The 18,529-nt window shown below is 66.6% G+C and carries 20 protein-coding genes; 5 read left to right on the top strand and 15 right to left on the bottom strand.

Annotated elements, in window-relative coordinates:
* Positions 1 to 180 precede the first annotated feature (180 nt).
* On the top strand, positions 181 to 1,779 hold the full coding sequence (locus HY058_11150) for an ABC transporter substrate-binding protein (protein ID MBI3497849.1): 1,599 nt from the start codon (positions 181 to 183) through the stop codon (positions 1,777 to 1,779).
* A 13-nt stretch (positions 1,780 to 1,792) separates the two neighbouring features.
* On the opposite strand, the gene HY058_11145 is transcribed toward HY058_11150, so the two are convergent.
* Positions 1,793 to 2,344 carry a short-chain dehydrogenase gene (locus tag HY058_11145; protein MBI3497848.1) on the bottom strand — a complete coding sequence of 184 codons (552 nt, stop codon included), beginning with the start codon at positions 2,342 to 2,344 and terminating at the stop codon, positions 1,793 to 1,795.
* A 55-nt stretch (positions 2,345 to 2,399) separates the two neighbouring features.
* Positions 2,400 to 2,738 (bottom strand): DUF2794 domain-containing protein, encoded by a 339-nt coding sequence (locus HY058_11140; GenBank protein ID MBI3497847.1) that lies wholly within the window; start codon positions 2,736 to 2,738, stop codon positions 2,400 to 2,402.
* A 233-nt stretch (positions 2,739 to 2,971) separates the two neighbouring features.
* Here HY058_11140 and HY058_11135 point away from each other — a divergent pair, with 233 nt between their 5' ends.
* Genes HY058_11135 through HY058_11120 form a run of 4 tightly spaced genes read left to right on the top strand, consistent with a single transcriptional unit; the run spans position 2,972 to position 6,683 of the window.
* Positions 2,972 to 3,622, top strand: a complete 651-nt coding sequence (locus HY058_11135) for a tetratricopeptide repeat protein (GenBank protein MBI3497846.1) — start codon at positions 2,972 to 2,974, stop codon at positions 3,620 to 3,622.
* Complete coding sequence (locus tag HY058_11130; GenBank protein MBI3497845.1) at positions 3,622 to 4,965, top strand: PQQ-binding-like beta-propeller repeat protein; 1,344 nt, start codon at positions 3,622 to 3,624, stop codon at positions 4,963 to 4,965. The genes HY058_11135 and HY058_11130 overlap by 1 nt, the downstream gene beginning before the upstream one ends.
* A gap of 9 nt (positions 4,966 to 4,974) precedes the next feature.
* Positions 4,975 to 6,327, top strand: a complete 1,353-nt coding sequence (gene der / locus HY058_11125; protein MBI3497844.1) for a ribosome biogenesis GTPase Der — start codon at positions 4,975 to 4,977, stop codon at positions 6,325 to 6,327.
* A gap of 11 nt (positions 6,328 to 6,338) precedes the next feature.
* Complete coding sequence (locus tag HY058_11120; protein ID MBI3497843.1) at positions 6,339 to 6,683, top strand: DUF4406 domain-containing protein; 345 nt, start codon at positions 6,339 to 6,341, stop codon at positions 6,681 to 6,683.
* A 110-nt stretch (positions 6,684 to 6,793) separates the two neighbouring features.
* Here HY058_11120 and HY058_11115 read toward each other — a convergent pair whose 3' ends face one another.
* From HY058_11115 to HY058_11055, 13 genes are all read right to left on the bottom strand, one after another.
* Positions 6,794 to 7,264 (bottom strand): SRPBCC domain-containing protein, encoded by a 471-nt coding sequence (locus HY058_11115; protein MBI3497842.1) that lies wholly within the window; start codon positions 7,262 to 7,264, stop codon positions 6,794 to 6,796.
* Positions 7,261 to 7,572 carry a winged helix-turn-helix transcriptional regulator gene (locus HY058_11110; GenBank protein ID MBI3497841.1) on the bottom strand — a complete coding sequence of 104 codons (312 nt, stop codon included), beginning with the start codon at positions 7,570 to 7,572 and terminating at the stop codon, positions 7,261 to 7,263. The genes HY058_11115 and HY058_11110 overlap by 4 nt, the downstream gene beginning before the upstream one ends.
* A 30-nt stretch (positions 7,573 to 7,602) precedes the next feature.
* Positions 7,603 to 8,016 carry a type II toxin-antitoxin system VapC family toxin gene (locus tag HY058_11105; GenBank protein MBI3497840.1) on the bottom strand — a complete coding sequence of 138 codons (414 nt, stop codon included), beginning with the start codon at positions 8,014 to 8,016 and terminating at the stop codon, positions 7,603 to 7,605.
* The gene (locus tag HY058_11100) at positions 8,013 to 8,267 is read right to left on the bottom strand and encodes a type II toxin-antitoxin system VapB family antitoxin (GenBank protein ID MBI3497839.1); all 255 of its coding nucleotides are present in this window, start codon (positions 8,265 to 8,267) and stop codon (positions 8,013 to 8,015) included. The genes HY058_11105 and HY058_11100 overlap by 4 nt, the downstream gene beginning before the upstream one ends.
* 76 nt (positions 8,268 to 8,343) lie before the next feature.
* Complete coding sequence (locus HY058_11095; GenBank protein MBI3497838.1) at positions 8,344 to 9,381, bottom strand: isochorismatase family protein; 1,038 nt, start codon at positions 9,379 to 9,381, stop codon at positions 8,344 to 8,346.
* Positions 9,382 to 9,624: 243 nt separating this feature from the next.
* Positions 9,625 to 10,329 carry an SDR family NAD(P)-dependent oxidoreductase gene (locus HY058_11090; GenBank protein MBI3497837.1) on the bottom strand — a complete coding sequence of 235 codons (705 nt, stop codon included), beginning with the start codon at positions 10,327 to 10,329 and terminating at the stop codon, positions 9,625 to 9,627.
* A gap of 2 nt (positions 10,330 to 10,331) precedes the next feature.
* The gene (locus HY058_11085; GenBank protein MBI3497836.1) at positions 10,332 to 11,789 is read right to left on the bottom strand and encodes an amidophosphoribosyltransferase; all 1,458 of its coding nucleotides are present in this window, start codon (positions 11,787 to 11,789) and stop codon (positions 10,332 to 10,334) included.
* A 44-nt stretch (positions 11,790 to 11,833) separates the two neighbouring features.
* Positions 11,834 to 12,520, bottom strand: coding sequence for a CvpA family protein (locus tag HY058_11080; GenBank protein ID MBI3497835.1), 687 nt, complete (start codon positions 12,518 to 12,520; stop codon positions 11,834 to 11,836).
* A complete protein-coding gene (gene radA, locus HY058_11075; GenBank protein ID MBI3497834.1) occupies positions 12,517 to 13,911 on the bottom strand; it encodes a DNA repair protein RadA in 1,395 nt (464 codons plus the stop codon). Before radA ends, HY058_11080 begins: the two co-directional genes overlap by 4 nt.
* Positions 13,912 to 14,050: 139 nt before the next feature.
* Entirely contained in the window at positions 14,051 to 14,830 is a 780-nt protein-coding gene (locus HY058_11070; protein MBI3497833.1) for an ATP-binding cassette domain-containing protein, read from the bottom strand.
* Positions 14,827 to 15,600: an ABC transporter permease gene (locus tag HY058_11065; GenBank protein ID MBI3497832.1), complete on the bottom strand. Its 774-nt coding sequence runs from the start codon at positions 15,598 to 15,600 to the stop codon at positions 14,827 to 14,829. The genes HY058_11070 and HY058_11065 overlap by 4 nt, the downstream gene beginning before the upstream one ends.
* 2 nt (positions 15,601 to 15,602) lie before the next feature.
* A complete protein-coding gene (alr, locus tag HY058_11060) occupies positions 15,603 to 16,700 on the bottom strand; it encodes an alanine racemase (protein MBI3497831.1) in 1,098 nt (365 codons plus the stop codon).
* The gene (locus HY058_11055; protein MBI3497830.1) at positions 16,687 to 18,195 is read right to left on the bottom strand and encodes a replicative DNA helicase; all 1,509 of its coding nucleotides are present in this window, start codon (positions 18,193 to 18,195) and stop codon (positions 16,687 to 16,689) included. The genes alr and HY058_11055 overlap by 14 nt, the downstream gene beginning before the upstream one ends.
* Between the last annotated feature and the right edge of the window lie 334 nt (positions 18,196 to 18,529).

The following is an 18,529-nucleotide window of genomic DNA, read 5'->3' as shown; positions in this document are numbered from 1 at the left end:
CATGCGCCTCAGCGAGATCGAGCAGCCGGCCGTCGCCCTCAGCGCCTGAGAGCACTATCATCAACGCCGAAATGTAGTGCCGACTTTCTGGCTAACAGATTGATTCTGCTCGACCGCTATGCCGATTCTGCGCAAGTTGGGCTAACCTCAATCCCGAGCCGTCCAGCCCCGGAGGTCGCCATGACTCATCTGCCCCGCATCGCCGGTCTAGCACTGGGTCTCGCCTTGCTGCAGGGACCGTTGTCGCCTGCCAGCCGGGCCGAGAGCGTGCTGCGCATGGTGCCCCAGGCGGATCTGCGCATCCTCGATCCCGTGTGGACCACCGCGACCATCACCTTCAACCATTCGCGTTTGATCTACGACACGCTCTATTCGATGGATTCCGAGCTGGCGCCGCAGCCGCAGATGGTCGAGTCGCACAGCGCCAGCGCCGACAAGCTCACCTGGCGGTTTACGCTCAGGCCCGGTCTCAAGTTCCATGACGGCTCGCCGGTCACCTCCGCCGACGTGATCCAGTCCCTGAAGCGATGGATCCAGCGCTCGCCCGACGGCAAGATCATCTCCGAGCGCACGGCCAGCCTGGAGCCCGACGGCGAGCGCGGCTTCGTGCTCGCCTTGAAGCAGTCCTATGGCATGGTGATCGAGAGCCTGGCCGGCGCCGCGCTCATGCCCTTCATGATGCGCAAGAAAGACGCCGAGACCGACGCCTTTACCGAGATGAAAGAGAGCATCGGCTCCGGGCCGTACCGGTTCCTGCGCGAGGCGTGGGTGCCGGGCTCGATGGTGGCCTACGCCAAGAACAAGGACTACGTGCCCCGCAGCGATCCGCCGGATGGTGCGTCCGGCGGCAAGGTGGTCAAGGTCGACCGGGTCGAGTGGCCCTATATCCCCGATCCCGGCACCGCGCTCGCCGCCCTGCAGCGGGGCGAGGTCGACATGCTCGAGGTCATCACCCACGACATGATCCCGATCCTCGAGCGCGACCCCAACATCGCGTTGCTGATCATCGACCCCATCGGCTTCCAGGCGACCATTCGGCCCAATCATCTGGTGCCGCCCTTCAACAATCCGAAGGCGCGTCAGGCCCTGTTTCATATTGGGACCCAGCAGGACTATTTGGCCGCCATGGTCGGCCAGGATCCGAAATATCAGCGCGTCTGCTTCTCGCCCTTCATCTGCGGCTCGCCGAACGAGTCGAAGGCCGGGATCGAGACGGTCCAGAAGCCGGACCGCGAGACGGCAAAGCGCCTGCTGAAAGAGGGCGGCTATGGCGGCCAACCAATCGTGGTGATGACGCCGACCGACCAGCCGCTCATTCACACCATGACCTTGGTGACGGCGCAGTTCCTGCGCGAGGTCGGGGCCACTGTCGATCTGCAGGCCATGGACTGGAGCACGCTTCTAACCCGGCGGGTCAACAAGAACGATCCCGCCACCGACCGCGCCGGCTGGAACATCGCGCAGACCACCTGGCCCGGGCGCATCCAGCAGAACCCGTTCACCAATCTCTTCGCCTCCACCTCCTGCGACGGGCGCAACTCCTGGGGGCTGCCCTGCGATCAGGAGATGGAGAGGATCCGCCTCTCCTATATCGATGCGACCACGCAGGAGGAGAGGAAGCGCATCATCGATGCGCTTCAGCGCAAATTCCTGGAGGTGGTGCCCTATGTGCCGATCGGCCAATTCACCCGGCCGATCGCCTATCGCAAGAGCCTGAAAGGCGTGGTCGCCAACTCCTGGGACTTGGCGCTCTGGAACATCGAGAAGACGGCGAACTAGGGTTGGAACGACGTCAGGGCCGCGCCGACCAGGGCTCGACCGTTCCCACGATCGAGAGCGGAGCCTCTGTGTCGAGCGCGTGTTTGACCCCGGCGCTGATCTCGGCATCGGTCAGCCAGCGCGATCCCTCCGCGCCGCTGACGAAGCCCAGCACGATGATCCTGTAGTCGAGAGGGGAAAGCGCGGAGAAGCGCTGCCGCCAGCGATCGAGTCGTCCAGGTTCCGCGGGGTCGGCCGCCGCGCTTCCAAGAACATGCCAGAGGGCTCGCTTGGTGCGCCGACCGACGATGACGGGCGCATCGGGCGCCACGGTATGGATCCAGCAGACCGCGCGCTCGATCGGTCCAGACGCTGTTTCGGCTGCCACCAAGCTTCGCTCGAGCGCTTCAGCGTCGCGGTAGTCGACGGAGAGCGGTCTGATGTTGGGATGTCGCTGCACCAGACGCTGCAGGCGTCCCTGATCGCGGCCGATGACCGAGACGATCCGGTCTTCGCGCGCCAGCGCCTCGCACAATCCCGCCAGCATGCCGCTGCCGCCGACGACGAGGTCGTGTCCTGTGGTCATGATGGGTGGGCGTCAGGACCGAACGCTCGGCGCGAGCAGGCTAGGGTGCCACCGCTCAGCCCGTGACCAGGCGGAGATAGGGCTCGAAGACTTCCAAGACCTCGGCTAGCTGATGGCCGTGCTTGATTTTGCTCAAGCCGGCGAAGACCACATAGTCGCCCTGGCGGTGAGTGCCGGGCGTGCATTTGGCCACGGAATACAGCGGCCGGTCCTGGGTGTTGCGGAAGACCGAGAACACCGCCATGCCGCTCACCTGGTCGATGGCATAGTCGCGCCAATCCCCGGCGGACACCCTGGCGCTATAGAGGGATAGCAGTTGGTTGAGTTCGTTTCGGCTGAAGAAAACCGGGCGTGGCCGCCGCCGGAAGTCGCTGAGTCGAATGACTGGGCTCATCTCGGCCGGTTGCCGCTGGTGAGGCGTGCCATTCATCTAGTCTTCCTGAAAACCGTGCCGGCGTCCAGGGGAGGGTGAGGGGCCGCGAGTCCCGTGGCGCGCAAGTCCCTGGATTTGCCCGTTTCCTGATATGGACACGCCTTAATTGCCCTGGCGGGGGCACATCGCTATGGTTGCGGCCTTTCGAGGCCGCCCCCGGCCCGGCTTGGGACGGCGGCACTGGAGTTCCGGTATTGAGCCAAAGCGACGAATTTGTCCGCGAGGTCGAAGAGGACCTTCGCAAAGAGCACTACCAGCGCCTCTGGGACCGATACGGCAGATACGTCGTCGCCCTTGCGGTGGTTTTGGTTCTGGCCGTCGCCGGCTTCAACCTCTGGCGGGATTGGCGCGAACGGCAGCGCGAAGCGGCCAGCGCGCAGCTGGCCGAGGCGCTCGCCAACGCCCAGACCAATCCCGAGCAGGCGGCCAACGCGTTGGGCGCGCTCGCGGACAAATCCTCGCCCGGGTTCGCCGCTCTCGCGCGCCTGAACGAGGCAGCGCTTCTCATCAACAAGGGCGACCGCGAGGGCGCGCTCCGAGTCTATGACACTTTGGCGGCCGATAGCAGCGCCGATCCGGCGCTGCGCGATCTCGGCGTCGTGCTCGGCGTCATGCACCGTATCGATGCGGGCGATCCGGCCCAGCTCAGCCAGCGTCTGGCGCTGCTCATTGGCGCCGGCAACCCGTGGCGCTTCAACGCGCTCGAACTCACCGCCGTGCTCGCGGTGAAGAGCGGCGACAAGGCGCGGGCGAGCGAGCTCTTCCGCAAACTTGCCGACGACACCGAAGCCCCGGCCAACATCCGCGCCAGGGCGGCCGAGATGTTGGCGGCTTTGGCCGGCTGATGCTCATATCATCCTTGCGTATGAAGACCGTTCTATTCCTGGCGATGGCGTTGGCGCTGTCCGGCTGCGGCATGTTCGATTGGCTGGGCGATGCGCCGCCGCGGCCCTTGCCGGGCAGGCGTATCTCGGTCTTGCAGCTGGACCAGCGGATCGACGTCGATCCCGAGCTGACCGAGGTGCCGGTTCGCTTGCCGCGGCCGGTGGTCAACGCCGAGTGGCCTCAGGCCGGGGGCGAGCCGAACCACGCCATGTATCATCTGGCCGCCGGCGGGGAGCTGAAGGTCGCCTGGCGCGTCAGCATCGGCAGCGGCTCCGACAGCGACCGCAAGCTCTTGTCGCCGCCGGTCGTCGGCGAGGGACGGGTCTATGTGGTCGACGCCGACAGCGAGGTCTCCGCCATCGATCCAGCAACGGGCAAGATCCTCTGGCGCGCCGAGGCACGGGCCAAGGAGAACCGGTCGGACGCGGTGCAGCCCGGCGGCATCGGCTATGCCGAAGGCAAGGTTTTCGTCGGCACCGGCTACGGCCAGGTCTTGGCTCTGTCGGCCAGCGACGGCAAGGAGCTGTGGCGCCAGCCCGTGCCGGGGCCGGTGCGCTCGCCGCCGACCATCGCCGGCGGCAGGGTGTTCGTGCTCACCGTCGACAATCAGACCTTCGCCCTCGACGCCAATGACGGGCATCGACTCTGGTCCCATGCCGGCATTCCGGAGACTGCCGGCCTCCTGGGCGGCGCCAGCCCCGCGGTCGATGGCGGCACGCTGGTCGTGCCCTATTCGTCGGGTGAGATCTTCGCGCTCCGCACCGAGAACGGTCGCGTCATCTGGTCGGACTCTTTGGTGGCGGCGCGGCGCTCCGACACCATCTCGACTTTGGCCGACATCCGCGGCCAGCCGGTGGTGGATCGCGGCTTGCTCATCGCCATCAGCAATTCCGGGCGCATGGCGGCGATCGACCTGAGGAGCGGCGGCCGCGCCTGGGACAGCGACTTGGGCGGCGTCGAGATGCCCTGGGTCGCCGGCGACTTCGTCTACGTGCTCACCAGCAGCGGCGAGGTGGTGTGCCTCAGGCGCAGCGACGGCCGCGTACGCTGGGTCATCGGCATCGGCCGCTTCATAGATCCGACCGCCACGCGCCCCAAGCCGCTGATCTGGACCGGGCCGGTCTTGGCGGGCGATCGGCTGATCGTCGCCGGCGCCGAAGGCGAGGTGCTGGCGCTATCGCCCTATACCGGCGACGTGCTCGGGCATATCAAGGTCCCCGACGGGATCATGATCTCCCCGGTGATCGCCGACCAGACCGTCTATCTATTGAGCGACGGCGGCGAGCTGATCGCGCTCCGGTAAAGCTCGACCATGGCTTACACGGTTGCCATCGTCGGCCGGCCCAATGTCGGCAAGTCGACCCTGTTCAACCGCCTGGTCGGCCGCCGGCAGGCGCTGGTCGACGACACTCCCGGCGTCACCCGCGATCGGCGCGAGGCCGAGGCAAGGCTGGGCCAGCTCCGTTTTCGCCTGATCGATACCGCCGGGTTGGAGGAGGCCTTCGATAAGACGCTGGCTTCGCGCATGCGCGAGCAGAGCGAGCGGGCGGTGGCGGAGGCCGATGTGGCGCTGTTCCTCATCGATGCGCGCGCCGGCGTGACGCCGCTCGATGCCGCCCTCGCCCGCCGGCTGCGCCGCTCGAAGACGCCGATCCTGCTGGTCGCCAACAAATGCGAGGGTGCGGCCGCGGAGAGCGGATTGGGCGAGGCCTTCGCCCTTGGCCTGGGCCAGCCCTTGGCCATCTCAGCCGAGCACGGGCAGGGCCTGGACGCCCTCCACGACAAGCTCCGCGCCATGGCGCCCGCGGGCGCCGATGCGGCCGATGCGGCCGAGGAGGGCGAGGCGAAGCCCATCATGCTCGCCATCGTCGGGCGCCCCAATGTCGGCAAGTCGACCCTGGTCAATCGGCTCATCGGCGATGAGCGGGTGCTGACCGGTCCCGAGCCCGGCATCACGCGCGATGCGGTCGCCATCGACTGGGAGCATCGCGGCCGCCCGGTCCGGCTGGTGGACACGGCCGGACTCCGGCGCCGTGCGCGCATCGATCAGCGGCTGGAGCAGCTTTCGGTGGGCGACACCTTGCGCACCGTGCGCTTCGCCGAGGTGGTGATCCTGGTCCTCGATGCCGAGAAGATCCTGGACAAGCAGGATCTCGCCATCGCCCGCCATGTGCTCGAAGAGGGGCGCGCGCTGGTAGTGGCGGTCAACAAATGGGATGCGGTCGGCGACCGCAAAGCGGCGTTGCAGCGCCTGAAGGAGCGCCTGGAGGACTCGCTGCCGCAAGCCCGCGGCATTGCGGCACTCACCATCTCCGCCCTCAAGGGCACCAATCTCGATAAGCTCATGGACGCGGTCTTCGCCGCGCATGCTTCCTGGAACCGGCGGCTGCCGACGGCCCAGCTCAACCGCTGGCTCTACGAGGCGACCGAACGCCATCAGCCGCCCCTGGTGTCCGGAAGGCGGCTCAAGCTCCGCTACATGACCCAGGTGAAGTCGCGCCCACCGACCTTCGCTCTTTGGGTGAGTAAGATCGATGAACTCCCGGAATCTTATGAGAAATACCTGATTGGCAGTCTCCGAAAGACCTTCGGTATGCCGGGCGTGCCGATCCGCCTCCTGCTGCGCAAGGGCAAGAATCCCTACGTCGACCAGAAGGACAAATAGCGATGTGGATCATGGTCGGCGGACCGTATCGCCACGGCGCCAAGACCGCGGCCGAACGAAGGTCCAATCTCAAGCTCATGAACCGTGCGGCTCACGCCCTCTTCCGGATGGGCCACGTGCCGGTGATCGGGGTCAACATGGCGCTGCCGGTCATCGCCGCCGCCGGAGCCAGGCACTACGACGACATCATGCTGCCACTGTCGCTGGCGCTCACAGAGCGCTGCGATGCCTTCCTCAGGGTGGGCGGGCCTTCCAACGGCGCCGATGCGGAGATGCAGCGCTTCCGCGCTCGCGGCCTCCCGGTGTTCGCCAGACTCGAGGACGTGCCGGCGGCGGACATCTCGCCGGGCGGCTAGTGTGATGATTCCGAAGTTCGTCACCGAACTTCGGAATCATCACACTAGATTCAATAGAGTAGTGGCCCGCTTATCCCAGAAATTCGCTGACGAATTTCTGGGGCGGGACACTAGCGCCCGATCAGGTCCACATAGCTTTGCAGGACGGCGGTCCAGCCGCCGGGCGAGTCGACGGTGCCGCGCATCGCTTCGGCATGCTCGCCCAAACGCTCGAGTTTGCGGTGTTCGAGTTCGACTCTTGTCGCATCGCCATCGGCGATGAAGCGGATCTCGACCTCGGTCACCAGCGCGGCATTAAATTTCCAGGTACCGTCGATTTGCCAGGCGAGGAGGACCCGGTGCGGCGGCTCCCATGCCAGCACATGGCCGAGGCTGCACTCGCTGCCGTCGACGGCGCGCTCGAACCAGCGGCCGCCGATCTTGGGCTCGATGGTGAGGGATTGGCGTGGCGCCTTCAAGAGGGTGTGGGAGGCGGGCCACCAGCGTCCGATGTCCTTGGTGAACACTTCGAAGGCGCGCTCGGACCCGACCGCGACCTTGACGGACTTGCGCACCGGAGCCGGCTTGATCCTCTGCGTCATCCCCGGCTCCCGCGCTCGGTCTCTTCCTTGAAGGCGGCGAGCGCCTCGTCCCAGAACCGGTCGAGCCAGGCGCCGAGCGCGCCGAGGCCGTTTGGATCGATTTGATAGATGCGGCGCGTGCCCTCGGCCCGGTCGGTCACTAGGCCGGCCGCTTTCAAGACCGCCAAATGCTGGGAAACCGCCGGCCGGCTGACCGGCAGCCCTCTGGCGAGCTCGCCCACCGCCTGCGGACCCCGCGCCAGGCGCTCGAACACCCGGCGCCGGGTCGGATCGGCAAGGGCGGTCAAGGTGCGCGCCATGTCGGCCATGTCAAACGGTAAGTAATTGCTTACTTTCTGTCAATCTGCACCGCGCGTCCGCTGTAAGGCGCGGCGAATATCGGTCCGGGCGAAATCCTCACCTTTGAATAGGAGGGGTTCACCCGCATGCTTCGCCAGCGCGTATGCAAAGCAATCCCCAAAGTTGAGACCCGCCGCGTGCCCGCTGCCTTTGCCGAAATCGCGATAAGCCTCGCGCGCAATGCGCGCTTGTACCTCTGTCACGGGCTCGATGCTGAATGCCGCCTCCTTGATGACATCGTCGAAGCGCCGGCTGGCGATGGGGTCCCGGCTTCCATCGATGACGATGGCGGCTTCGAGGAAGGTGACGGCGGAGATGCGACGGATTGCTGCACCTTCGATCGCTGCTGCGTAGAGCGCCGCATCGGATTCGTTACGCAGGATGGCGATGAGTGCCGATGTGTCGACGATCACCGGGGCAAGCCGGTGCTGTCGTAGAGCAGATCGCCATGGTCTGCGGATCGGAACGGCTCCTTCAGCCGCGGCGCACAATCTCTGCCTAGGGCCAGAAGTCGTTCGGCAAGGCCTTTCGCTTGCTCACGGCGGAGGCGATCCACGCGCTCGCGTATGGCCTCGGTGACCGCCGTGGTCATGCTCTCGCCGGTCAGCTTGGCCAGCTCCTGGGCCAGGCGATGCGCATCCTCATTTTTGATATTCAACCCCATCCAATACCTCTCTACCAAGATATTATACCATTCTACCATATGGGCATCGCGTAAGCACGAGCAACTCTCGACGTCCTCATTCTTCGCTTAGCGGCTTCGCCATCTTGAAGTTGCGGAATTGTTGCCCGCGCCGCGTGACCGTCTGCGGCTCCACCACGGAGAAGCCGCAACGCTCGAAGAAGCGGCGGGCGGTGATGCTGGCCTCGGTGTGGAGGCCCGCAAGACCCTGATCCTTGGCCGCAGCTTCGATGGCCTCGAAGAGCGCCCGGGCGACGCCCCGTCGCTGGTGCTCGGCATCGACGAAGAGCATGTCGATATGGCCGTCCGGCTCCAGATCGGCGAAACCGACCGGCTTCGCCCCGATCACCGCGACGAAGGTGGGCTTGGCCGCGCGCCTGGCAGCGAACGCCTCGCGGTCGATGGTATCGGGGGCCCAGGCCTTGACCTGGTCTTCCGTGTAGTCCCGGCACGCGACTTGTCTGACCGAGCTGCGGAAGATCTCGATCAGCGCATCGAGATCGGCCGGCGCGTAGGCCCTGACCGTTGCGCCCACCGTTGCCAGCACATCTGCCGTCCGCACCACCCGGCAGTATTCGCCGTCGAGATTGGCGAGCGACATCGCGTGCACCTCCTCGGCGCTGCGCAGGCGGCCGTCATAATCGCGCCGCGCGAAGGTGAAGCAGGCATCGGCCACGAGGATGGTCTCGAAGCCGAGATTGCCGGCCATGCGCACCGTCGCCTCGACCGAGTTGTTGGTGATGACGCCGGCGACGACCAGGCTGGTGATCCCCGCCGCCCGGAGACGGGGCTCGAGATCGGTGCCGATGAAGGCGCTGTTGGTGCGCTTAGCGATGATGGTTTCGCCCGTGCGCGGCATCGCCTCGGGCTTGAACGCGTTGCCTTGCTGCCCCGGCCGGTAGACGGACTGCGGCTCGACCGAGTCATGGCGAATGTGAAAGAGCGGCGCGCGGCTTGCGCGCCAGGCGGCCAACAGGCGCGCGATATTGGCCTCGGCCTCGGGGTTGTTCCGCGGGCCGTCCTTGGCCCAGCTTGGATCGTCGATGGCCTTCTGCAGGTCGATGACGAGGAGGGCGTTCTGCGGCGGGAGGCGCATGCCCGAGCCTACGACAGCCGGGCCGCGATCCGGAACTCTTTGACCGCGCGGGTTTCGACTCAGATAGGTATCGGGTGCCGAACCGACGACTTGGCTGTTACGCGTACTTTGGAAGACGGTGCAACGCCGCTCGCTGCATCGATGCGGCTGCCGGGAAGAAATCCCCCAGCACGGGGTGCCTCAGAAAGGTTCGAGCGCCGTCCATTCCCTTGGCGCCCGCTCCGAGTGGCGGAGCGGGTGCCGTCATCCTTGCGCGCGCACCACCTCGCCGTGGCGTTGGCAGCTGGGCAGCGCCAGCTCGATGAATTTCTCGGCGATCGCCTCGGGCGGCGTCAATGTCATCGGGTCCTCGCCGGGAAAGGCATGGGCGCGCATGGCGGTGCGCACCACGCCGGGGCTGAGCAGGTTCGCCTTGATCTTGGTCTTGGTGATCTCGCCGGCCCAGGTCTTGACCATGGCTTCCAGCGCTGCCTTGCTCGCCGCATAGAGGCCGAAATAGGGAAGCGTGCCGGCCGACGCACCGGATGTCACGAAGATGGCGCGGCCGGCATCCGATTGCCGGAGCAGCGGGTCGAAGACCCGAATGAGCCGCCAATTGCAGGTGACGTTGACATTCATCACCTCGTCCCAGACCTTGGGATCGATCTGGCCCAAGGGCGAGAGCGTGCCCAAGAGCGCAGCATTGCCGACGAGCACATCCAAGCGCCGATAGCGTTCGTAGAGCTTGGTGCCGAGCTGCTCGATGCCGGTTGGGTCCAAGAGATCGAGCGGCACCAGGGTGGCGCTGCCGCCCTTGGCCCGGATCTGGTCGTCCAGCTCCTCGAGCCCGCCCACGGTGCGCGCCACCGCCACCACATGGGCGCCCTCCTCGGCGAGCTTGAGGGCAACCGCGCGGCCGATCCCGCGCGACGCGCCGGTCACCAGCGCGATCTTTTCCTTGAGGCGCATGCTCAGGCGGTTTCGGCCAGCAGCGAGAGCTGGGTCGGCTGGGTCCCGTCGGCCATGTCAGTCAGCGCGATAGGATAGTCGCCGGTGAAGCAGGCATCGCAATATTGCGGCGCCTTCGGGTCGCGGCCCTTCTTGCCCATGGCCCGGTAGAGCCCGTCCATGGAGATGAAGGCCAAGGAGTCGGCGCCGATATGCTCGGCCATGCCGGCCACGTCGTAGCGCGAGGCCAAGAGCTTGTTGCGCTCCGGCGTATCGACGCCATAGAAGCAGGAATAGGTCGTGGGCGGGCTGGCGATGCGGAAATGCACCTCGCGCGCCCCGGCGGCGCGCACCATCTGGATGATCTTGGTGGAGGTGGTGCCGCGCACGATCGAGTCGTCGACCAGGATCACCCGCTTGCCGGCGATCTCGGAGCGGTTGGCGTTGTGCTTCAGCTTCACGCCCAGATGCCGGATGGTATCTGTGGGCTCGATGAAGGTGCGGCCGACATAGTGGTTGCGAATGATGCCGAGCTCGAAGGGGATGCCGCACTCCGCCGCATAGCCGATGGCGGCCGGCACGCCCGAATCCGGCACCGGGATGACAACGTCGGCGGGCACATGGCTTTCCCGCGCCAGCTCGGCGCCGATGCTCTTGCGCGCCTCGTAGACCGAGCTGCCTTCGACCACGCTGTCGGGCCGCGAGAAGTAGATGTATTCGAAGATGCAGAACCGCTCCGGCTGCGGGCGGAAGGGACGAATGCTGTGCACGCCGGTCGCGTCCAGCACGATGAGCTCGCCCGGCTCCACGTCGCGCACGAAATCGGCGCCGATTATGTCGAAGGCGCAGGTCTCCGAGGCGAGCATGTAGGTGGTGCCGAGCCGGCCCAGCACCAGCGGGCGCACGCCGACGGGATCGCGCACCCCGATCACGCTCTCATTGGTGATCGCCACCAGGGAGTAGGCGCCCTCGACCTGGAGGAGTGCCTCCACCAGGCGATCGACCACGGTCGCCCCTTTGCCGATCGCCATCAGCTGGATGATGATCTCGGTGTCGGAGGTCGACTGGAAGAGGCAGCCGCGGCGCACCAGCTCGCGGCGCAGCTCGAAGAAGTTGGTGAGATTGCCGTTGTGCCCGAGGGCGAAGCCGCCGAACTCGAACTCGGCAAAGAGCGGCTGCACGTTCCTGAGGATGGTCTCGCCGGTGGTGGCGTAGCGGTTGTGGCCGATGGCCGCGTGCCCGGTCAGCCTTGCGATGACCGCGGGGTCGCCGAAATTGTCGCCGACATGGCCGTTGCCGCGGTGATAGTTGAATTGCCTGCCGTCGAAGGCGACGATCCCGGTCGCTTCCTGGCCCCGGTGCTGGAGCGCGTGCAGGCCTAAGGCGGTATGGGCCGCCGCATCCGGCGTGCCGAAGATGCCGAACACGCCGCACTCTTCGTGCAGCTTGTCGTCGTCGAAAGGGTTGGTGCCGAGGGTCAGGCGCAATCCTCCATGGTGACGCGTTGTGCCTGGCCCATAGATTGTCACTGCGTCGTCTGGATCAAGCGGTCGAGCTCGCGCCGCTCGCCGGGTTTATACCCCGTGGCATCGGCCGGCGCATCGGCTTTCGCCTCGGGCGCCTTGGGCGAGGGTGAAACCAGGCGCTCATAGGCCTTGCGGGCCTCTGCCGCGTCGGCGGCCCGGCGCCTGGCCTCGTCGGCGGCGGACGCCCCCTGGCTCCTAACCTCGCGGGGAATCAAGGAAAGCAGCAGCGTGGCGCCGCGCTCGACCGCGGGCATGGACTTGGCGTTCCGCAACCAATCCGGCTGCGAGTCCTTGGGGAAGGCCAGGTTGACGGCGAGATAGGCGATGCAGACGATGACGGCGCCGCGAATCAGTCCGAAGATGAAGCCGAGCGAGCGATCGACGGCGCTGAGCGCGCTGTCCTTGACCCTGACCGAGATCGCATGGCTCAGCATGGAAAGCACGATGAGAGCCACGATGAACAGCCCGGCTCCGGTCAGCACATCGGCCGGGAGATCGTAGCCGACGAGCTTGCGGATGATCGGCTGCAGCGGGCGAAACCCGTAAAGTGCCGCGGCGGCGGCACCGATCCAGCCGGCGACCGACAAGACCTCGCGCACGAAGCCGCGGAAGAAGGCGAGCAGGCCCGAGATCAGCACGATCGCGACGACCGCGATATCGGCGGCGGTGAGCGCAAACTGGCTCATGCCTGGCGCCTCGTTGGCCGCGTCGTCTTGCCGTCATCGAGGAGGGTGACGAGATCGGCGAGCCGCGCCAGCTCGATGAGCTTGAGGCTGGACTCGGCGGGCGTGCCCTTGCGCCGTCCGCTCGGCAGATAGGCTTGGCTGAAGCCGAGCTTGGCCGCTTCCTTGAGCCGGGCTTCGGTCTGGCCGACCTGGCGCACCTCGCCCGCCAGCCCGACCTCGCCGAACACCACCGCTTCCGCCGGCATCGGGTTTTGCGTGAGCGAGGAGACCAGTGCGGCGGCGACGGCAAGATCGGCGGCGGGCTCGCTCACCCGGAGCCCGCCGGCAACATTGAGGAACACATCGGTCCCGGCGAGGCTGACGCCGCAGCGAGCTTCCAAGACCGCCGTCACCATGGCGAGCCGGTTCGCGTCCCAGCCGACCACGGCACGGCGCGGGGTGGAGAAGGGGGAGGGCGCCACCAGGGCCTGGATCTCCACCAGGACCGGCCTCGTCCCCTCCATGCCGGCGAAGACGGCAGCACCGCTGACATCGCCGCGGCGCTCGGACAGGAAGAGGGCGGACGGGTTGGGCACCTCGATCAGCCCGCGATCGGTCATCTCGAAGACGCCGATCTCGTCGGTCGGCCCGAAGCGGTTCTTGACCGCGCGGAGGATGCGGAATTGGTGGCCGCGCTCGCCTTCGAAATAGAGCACGGTGTCGACCATGTGCTCGAGCACCCGGGGGCCGGCGATCGCACCTTCCTTGGTGACGTGGCCGACGAGGAAGAGGGCGAAGCCGCGGCGCTTGGCCAGGCGGATCAGCTCGGCGGCGGATGCCCGCACCTGGGCCACGGTGCCGGGGGCGGAGTCGAGGGTGTCCACATACATGGTCTGGATCGAGTCGATCACCACCACGTCCGGTCGCTCGCTGCCATCGAGCGAGGCCAGGATGTCGCGGAGTGCGGTCGCCGCCGCCAAGCCGACGGGCGCTTCAATCACGCCCAGGCGCCGGGCCCGCAAGCGCACCTGATCCAAGGACTCTTCGCCCGAGATATAAAGACAGCGCCCGGAGCCGGCGAGGAGAGCCACCACCTGTAGCAGCAAGGTCGATTTACCGATGCCGGGATCGCCGCCGATCAGCACCGCCGAGCCGGCGACGAGCCCGCCGCCGCAGACCCGGTCGAACTCCGCGATGCCGGTCAGCCGCCGCGGCGGCTCGACGCTGTCGCCGGCGAGCTCGGAGAATTCCAGCTTGCGCGCGCCGGCGAGCTTCTGGCCCTTGGGCAGGGCCTCGCCCCGCGGCTCCTCCACCACCGTGTTCCAGGCGCCGCACGCCTCGCAGCGGCCGCTCCATTTCGACTGCACGCCGCCGCAGGCCTGGCAAACATAGCGGGAGGCTGGCTTGGCCATCAGCGCTGCGCGATCACCGCCCCCACCCCAACCCTCCCCCACCCGAGGTGGGGGAGGGGGAATGAGGCAGGCGCGTCACACCCTCCCCCGACCCGTCGGGGGAGGGACGGGGTGGGGGCATGCTCCTGCGCCCGGATGCTCACGCTCGCCGCACTTCCATCTTGATCGGGCCTTCGGCGCGGCCGTGGATGAACTGGTCCACATGAGCGTTGCCGGAGTGGTCGATCTCGGAGACCGGACCCGACCAGATGATCTTGCCGCCATGGATCATGGCGATGCGGTGGGCGATCTTGCGGGCGCTCGCCATGTCGTGGGTGATCGAGACGGCGGTCGCTCCCAGCTTTGCCACGCAATCGACGATGAGCCCGTTGATCACGTCGGCCATGATCGGATCCAAGCCCGTCGTCGGCTCGTCGAAGAAGATGATCTCCGGGTCGGTGGCGATGGCGCGGGCGAGCGCCACGCGCTTTTGCATGCCGCCCGAGAGCTCCGCCGGGTAGAGTGCCGCCACCGGCGGGCCGAGGCCGACTTGGGCCAGCTTGGCGAGCGCCACCTCTCTTGCTTCCTTCCGCGCCATGCCGCGGCCCTGGATGAGGCCGAAGGCGACGTTCTCCCACACCGGCAGGCTATCGAAGAGGGCCGAGCCCTGGAACAGCATGCCGAACTTGCCCATGACCCGTTCCCTGGCCTCGCCGCCGAGCCCCCTAGTTTCCTCGCCATCGATCCTAATTGAGCCGGCATCGGACCGGATCAGGCCGATGATGCATTTGATCAGCACCGACTTGCCGGTGCCCGACCCGCCGATGACGACCAGGCTCTCCGCCTTGGCGATGTCGAGATCGATGCCGGTCAGCACATTGTTGCGCCCAAAGCTCTTGCGCAGATCCTTGACCGCGATCTTGGGTGTCCCACCGGTCATCTGGCGAAAAACAGCTCGGTGATGAGATAGTTGAAGATGAGGATGAGGATCGAGGCGGAGACCACCGCGTTGGTGGTGGCCTGGCCCACACCCTGGGCGCCGCCGCGGCTGTTGTAGCCGTGGAAGCAGCCGTTCAAGGCGACGAGGAAGCCGAAGGCGCCGGCCTTCACCAGGCCGGAGACGACGTCGTTGAACTCCAGATATAGCCAGGTTTGGCGGAGATAGCCGCCGGCATTGAAGTCGAGCTTATAGACGCCGATGAGATAGCCGCCGAATACGCCCAAGATGTCGCCGACCAGCACCAGCACCGGCAGCATCAGGGTGCCGGCGATGAGCCGCGGCGCCACCAGGTATTTGTAGGGATTGGTCGAGAGCACGCCCAAGGCATCGATCTGCTCGGTCACCCGCATGGTGCCGATCTCGGCGGCGATCGAGGCGCCGACCCGGCCGGCGACCATGAGGCCGGCCAGGACCGGGGAGAGCTCGCGGGTCATCGACAGCACGACCACGGTCGCCACCGCTCCTTCGGCGGAGAAGCGGGAGAAGCCCGAGTAGCTCTGGAGGGCCAGCACCATGCCGGTGAACACCGCCGTCAGCGCCACCACCGGCAGCGAATAGTAACCGATCTCCACCATCTGCCAGAGCATCAGCCGCCAATAGAAGGGCGGCCGCAGGCAATGGCTGACCGCGGTGCCGGTGAACAGCGCGAGCGCGCCGAGCGAGGCCAGGAGCGCAAGGAAGGCGCCGCCGATGGCAGCGAGGAGTTCCACCACTAAGGGGCCCCGCCGATGTAGCGGCGGCGATAGCGCGGGCCGAGGGAGGTCAGGATCTCGTAGCCGTTGGTCCCCGCCAGCTCGGCCAGCGCGTCGGGCGGCAGGTGCTCGCCGATGAGCTCGACCATTGTGCCGGAGCGGGCTTCGCCTTCGGAGAAGCCCGTGAGGTCGATGGTGACGAGATCCATGGAAATGCGCCCAACCAGCGGGACGGAACGGCCGCCAATATAGCCAAGCCCGCGATTGGCGAGCGAGCGCAAATAACCATCGGCATAGCCAACGCCGATTGTGCCGATTCGCGTGGGTCGGCGCGCGCGAAACCCTTCACGGTAGCCGACGCTGGCGCCCCGCGGAACCTCGCGAATCTGTAGGATCGGCGCCTCCAGTTTGACCGTACTACGCATGGGATTGGCGGCCCCTTCGACCGGCGCCAGGCCATAGAGGGCCGCCCCCGGACGCGCCAGGTCGAAGTGATAGTCGGGCCCGAGGAAGATGCCGGACGAGTTGGCGAAGCTCGCCGGCGCTGTCGGCAGGCGCTGCAAGGTGCGGCGAAAGCGGCCGAGCTGCAGCCGATTGAGCTCGGCGTCGCTGAGCTCGGCCGACACGAGGTGGCTCATGACATAGAGGAGATCGACACGGGCCAGCCGGCTCGGATCCTCGGCGAGGATGTCGACCTCGCGCTCAGGCAGGCCGAGCCGGCTCATGCCGGTGTCGACATGCAGCAAGGCAGGCCCGCCGCCCGAGAGGCGCCAGGCATCGAGCTGACCCAGATCGTTGAGCACGGGCAGGAGACGATGCTGGCGGTAGGCGGGTGCGGTCTCGGCAAACAACCCTTCGAGCACGACGATTTGGCCCTGCGGCAAACCCTCGCGCAGCCGAATCGCCTCGGTGAGCTGGGCCACGATAAAGATGCCGCACCCGGCCGCCGCCAGCGCCGGCGCCACCTTGTCGGCGCCGAGCCCATAGGCATCGGCCTTGACCACGCCGGCGGCGGCGACCCGACCGAGCCGCCCCTGGAGCAAGCGGTAGTTGGCGATGACGGCGTCGAGGTCGATGGTGAGGACGGCGGCGCCGTCCATCGGCTCAGATGGTGGCATCCGGCAGGTGGCCGGGGAGTGCCGCGTTCGAGAACTTGGTGGTCGCGCCGGCGAATTGCAGGGTGACCTTGCCCGTCGGTCCGTGGCGCTGCTTGGCGACGATCACTTCGGCCAGGCCGTAGACCTGCTCGCATCGCTCCTTCCACTTCTCGGTGCGGTCGTGGAACTTATCGTCGGTCTCGTCCGCCCGCCGGGTCGGCTCGCTGCGTTCCAGATAGTACTGCTCGCGGTAGATGAACATGACCACGTCGGCGTCCTGCTCGATCGAGCCGGACTCGCGGAGGTCGGAAAGCTGCGGGCGCTTGTCCTCGCGCTGCTCGACCGCGCGGGAGAGCTGCGCGCAGGCCAGCACCGGCACGTTCAGTTCCATCGCGATCGCCTTCAAGCCACGGGAGATGTCGGAGACCTCCTGTACGCGGTTCTCCTGGCGATGGCCTACGGTCGGGCGCATGAGCTGCAAATAGTCGACCACGATCAAGGACAGGCCATGTTGACGCTTCAAGCGCCTGGCGCGGGTCCGCAAGGCCGAGACGGTGATCGCCGGAGTGTCGTCGATGAAGATCGGCGTGCGCTCCAGCCGCTGGGAGGCGCGCACCAGCTTGCGGAAGTCCTCGACGCCGAGCTCGCCGCGGCGAATCTTCTCGCCCGGCATCTCGATCTGCTCGGCGAGCACGCGGGTGGCAAGCTGTTCGGCCGACATCTCGAGCTCGAAGAAGCCGATGACGTGGCGCTCGGCTTCCGGATCGTCGACGCACATCGAGGCGGCATTGAAGGCGATGTTGGCGGCGAGCGCGCTTTTGCCCATTGACGGCCTACCGGCGCAGATCAGCAGGTCGGAGGGATGTAAGCCGCCCAGGAGCTTGTCGAGGTCGACGAGCCCGGTCGGCACGCCGGAGAGCTGGCCGTCGCGCTTGTGCGCGGCCTCCGCCATCTCCACGGCGTTCTTCAAAATCGTATTGAAGCCGCGGAAGCCGGACTCGGTGCGGTCGGCCTCGGCGAGGTTGAACAGCTTCTCCTCGGCCTGCTCGATCTGGTCGGCGGCGCTGATGTCGAGCTCGTGCTTGAAGGCCTCGTTCACCATGTCCTCGCCGACGCCGATGAGCTGCCGGCGGAGATACAGGTCATGGATGGTGCGGCCGTAGTCCTCGGCGTTGATGATGCTCACCACCGAGGCCGCGAGCCGCACCAGATACTGCGCGCCACCGACTTCGGCGAGCGCGTTGTCCTGATCGAAATAGGCCTTGAGGGTGACCGGGTTGGCGATGTGGCCGCGGTCGATGAGCTTGCCGATCGCCTCGAAGATGCGGCCATGCACCGGATCGGTGAAATGCTCCGGCCGGAGGAAGTCGCCGACCTTCTCGAAGGCATTGTTGTTGACCAGCAGTGCGCCCAGCAGGCCTTGCTCGGCTTCGTAGTTGTGCGGTGGCGTGCGGTAGGGGGTGCTGTCGCGTTCGGGCAGCGCGGTGACGTTGGTAGGTGAGCGATTGGGTTCCATGACGCTCGCTGCCGAACTTCGCGTCCGCTCGTTCTAACAGACTCGTTCCCACGCCGTGCATGGATTCGCGAATCTATCCACCGCCATCATGCATCCCTGTGCATTGCGGGGACAAGTTGGACTTTACCGTCCGTCAATCTGAGTAAAATATTGCTCAACCCCGATCGTCCACGTGCCGGCCAGACTATATTGGCGTCATGCGCGGGCTCACATGAGGGTGTTGTCGTCAAGGGGTCATTTGGCTCTCCGTCTTTTAGATCCTGGAGCGAGCCTGTTGTCAGCCACGGCGTCGATGCCGTGGAACCTCACATCCGGTCGCCGCTGTTTGCGGCTG

This window comes from Pseudomonadota bacterium, from assembly GCA_016195085.1.
GTDB lineage: Bacteria > Pseudomonadota > Alphaproteobacteria > SHVZ01 > SHVZ01 > JACQAG01.
Note: the sequence above shows the minus strand (reverse complement) of the source record. Positions and strands in the feature narration are given on the sequence as shown.

Bases quoted from the DNA above. Each gene is read 5' to 3' on its own strand.
- HY058_11115 (MBI3497842.1), bottom strand. From the start codon at position 7,264: ATGACGCAGAGGATCAAGCCGGCTCCGGTGCGCAAGTCCGTCAAGGTC.
- radA (MBI3497834.1), bottom strand. From the start codon at position 13,911: ATGGCCAAGCCAGCCTCCCGCTATGTTTGCCAGGCCTGCGGCGGCGTG.
- HY058_11130 (MBI3497845.1), top strand. From the start codon at position 3,622: ATGCTCATATCATCCTTGCGTATGAAGACCGTTCTATTCCTGGCGATG.
- HY058_11100 (MBI3497839.1), bottom strand. From the start codon at position 8,267: ATGGGGTTGAATATCAAAAATGAGGATGCGCATCGCCTGGCCCAGGAG.
- HY058_11090 (MBI3497837.1), bottom strand. From the start codon at position 10,329: ATGCGCCTCAAGGAAAAGATCGCGCTGGTGACCGGCGCGTCGCGCGGG.
- HY058_11145 (MBI3497848.1), bottom strand. From the start codon at position 2,344: ATGACCACAGGACACGACCTCGTCGTCGGCGGCAGCGGCATGCTGGCG.
- HY058_11150 (MBI3497849.1), top strand. From the start codon at position 181: ATGACTCATCTGCCCCGCATCGCCGGTCTAGCACTGGGTCTCGCCTTG.
- HY058_11110 (MBI3497841.1), bottom strand. From the start codon at position 7,572: ATGGCCGACATGGCGCGCACCTTGACCGCCCTTGCCGATCCGACCCGG.
- HY058_11120 (MBI3497843.1), top strand. From the start codon at position 6,339: ATGGTCGGCGGACCGTATCGCCACGGCGCCAAGACCGCGGCCGAACGA.
- HY058_11055 (MBI3497830.1), bottom strand. From the start codon at position 18,195: ATGGAACCCAATCGCTCACCTACCAACGTCACCGCGCTGCCCGAACGC.
- HY058_11070 (MBI3497833.1), bottom strand. From the start codon at position 14,830: ATGACCGGTGGGACACCCAAGATCGCGGTCAAGGATCTGCGCAAGAGC.
- der (MBI3497844.1), top strand. From the start codon at position 4,975: ATGGCTTACACGGTTGCCATCGTCGGCCGGCCCAATGTCGGCAAGTCG.
- alr (MBI3497831.1), bottom strand. From the start codon at position 16,700: ATGCCACCATCTGAGCCGATGGACGGCGCCGCCGTCCTCACCATCGAC.
- HY058_11095 (MBI3497838.1), bottom strand. From the start codon at position 9,381: ATGCGCCTCCCGCCGCAGAACGCCCTCCTCGTCATCGACCTGCAGAAG.
- HY058_11080 (MBI3497835.1), bottom strand. From the start codon at position 12,520: ATGAGCCAGTTTGCGCTCACCGCCGCCGATATCGCGGTCGTCGCGATC.
- HY058_11140 (MBI3497847.1), bottom strand. From the start codon at position 2,738: ATGAGCCCAGTCATTCGACTCAGCGACTTCCGGCGGCGGCCACGCCCG.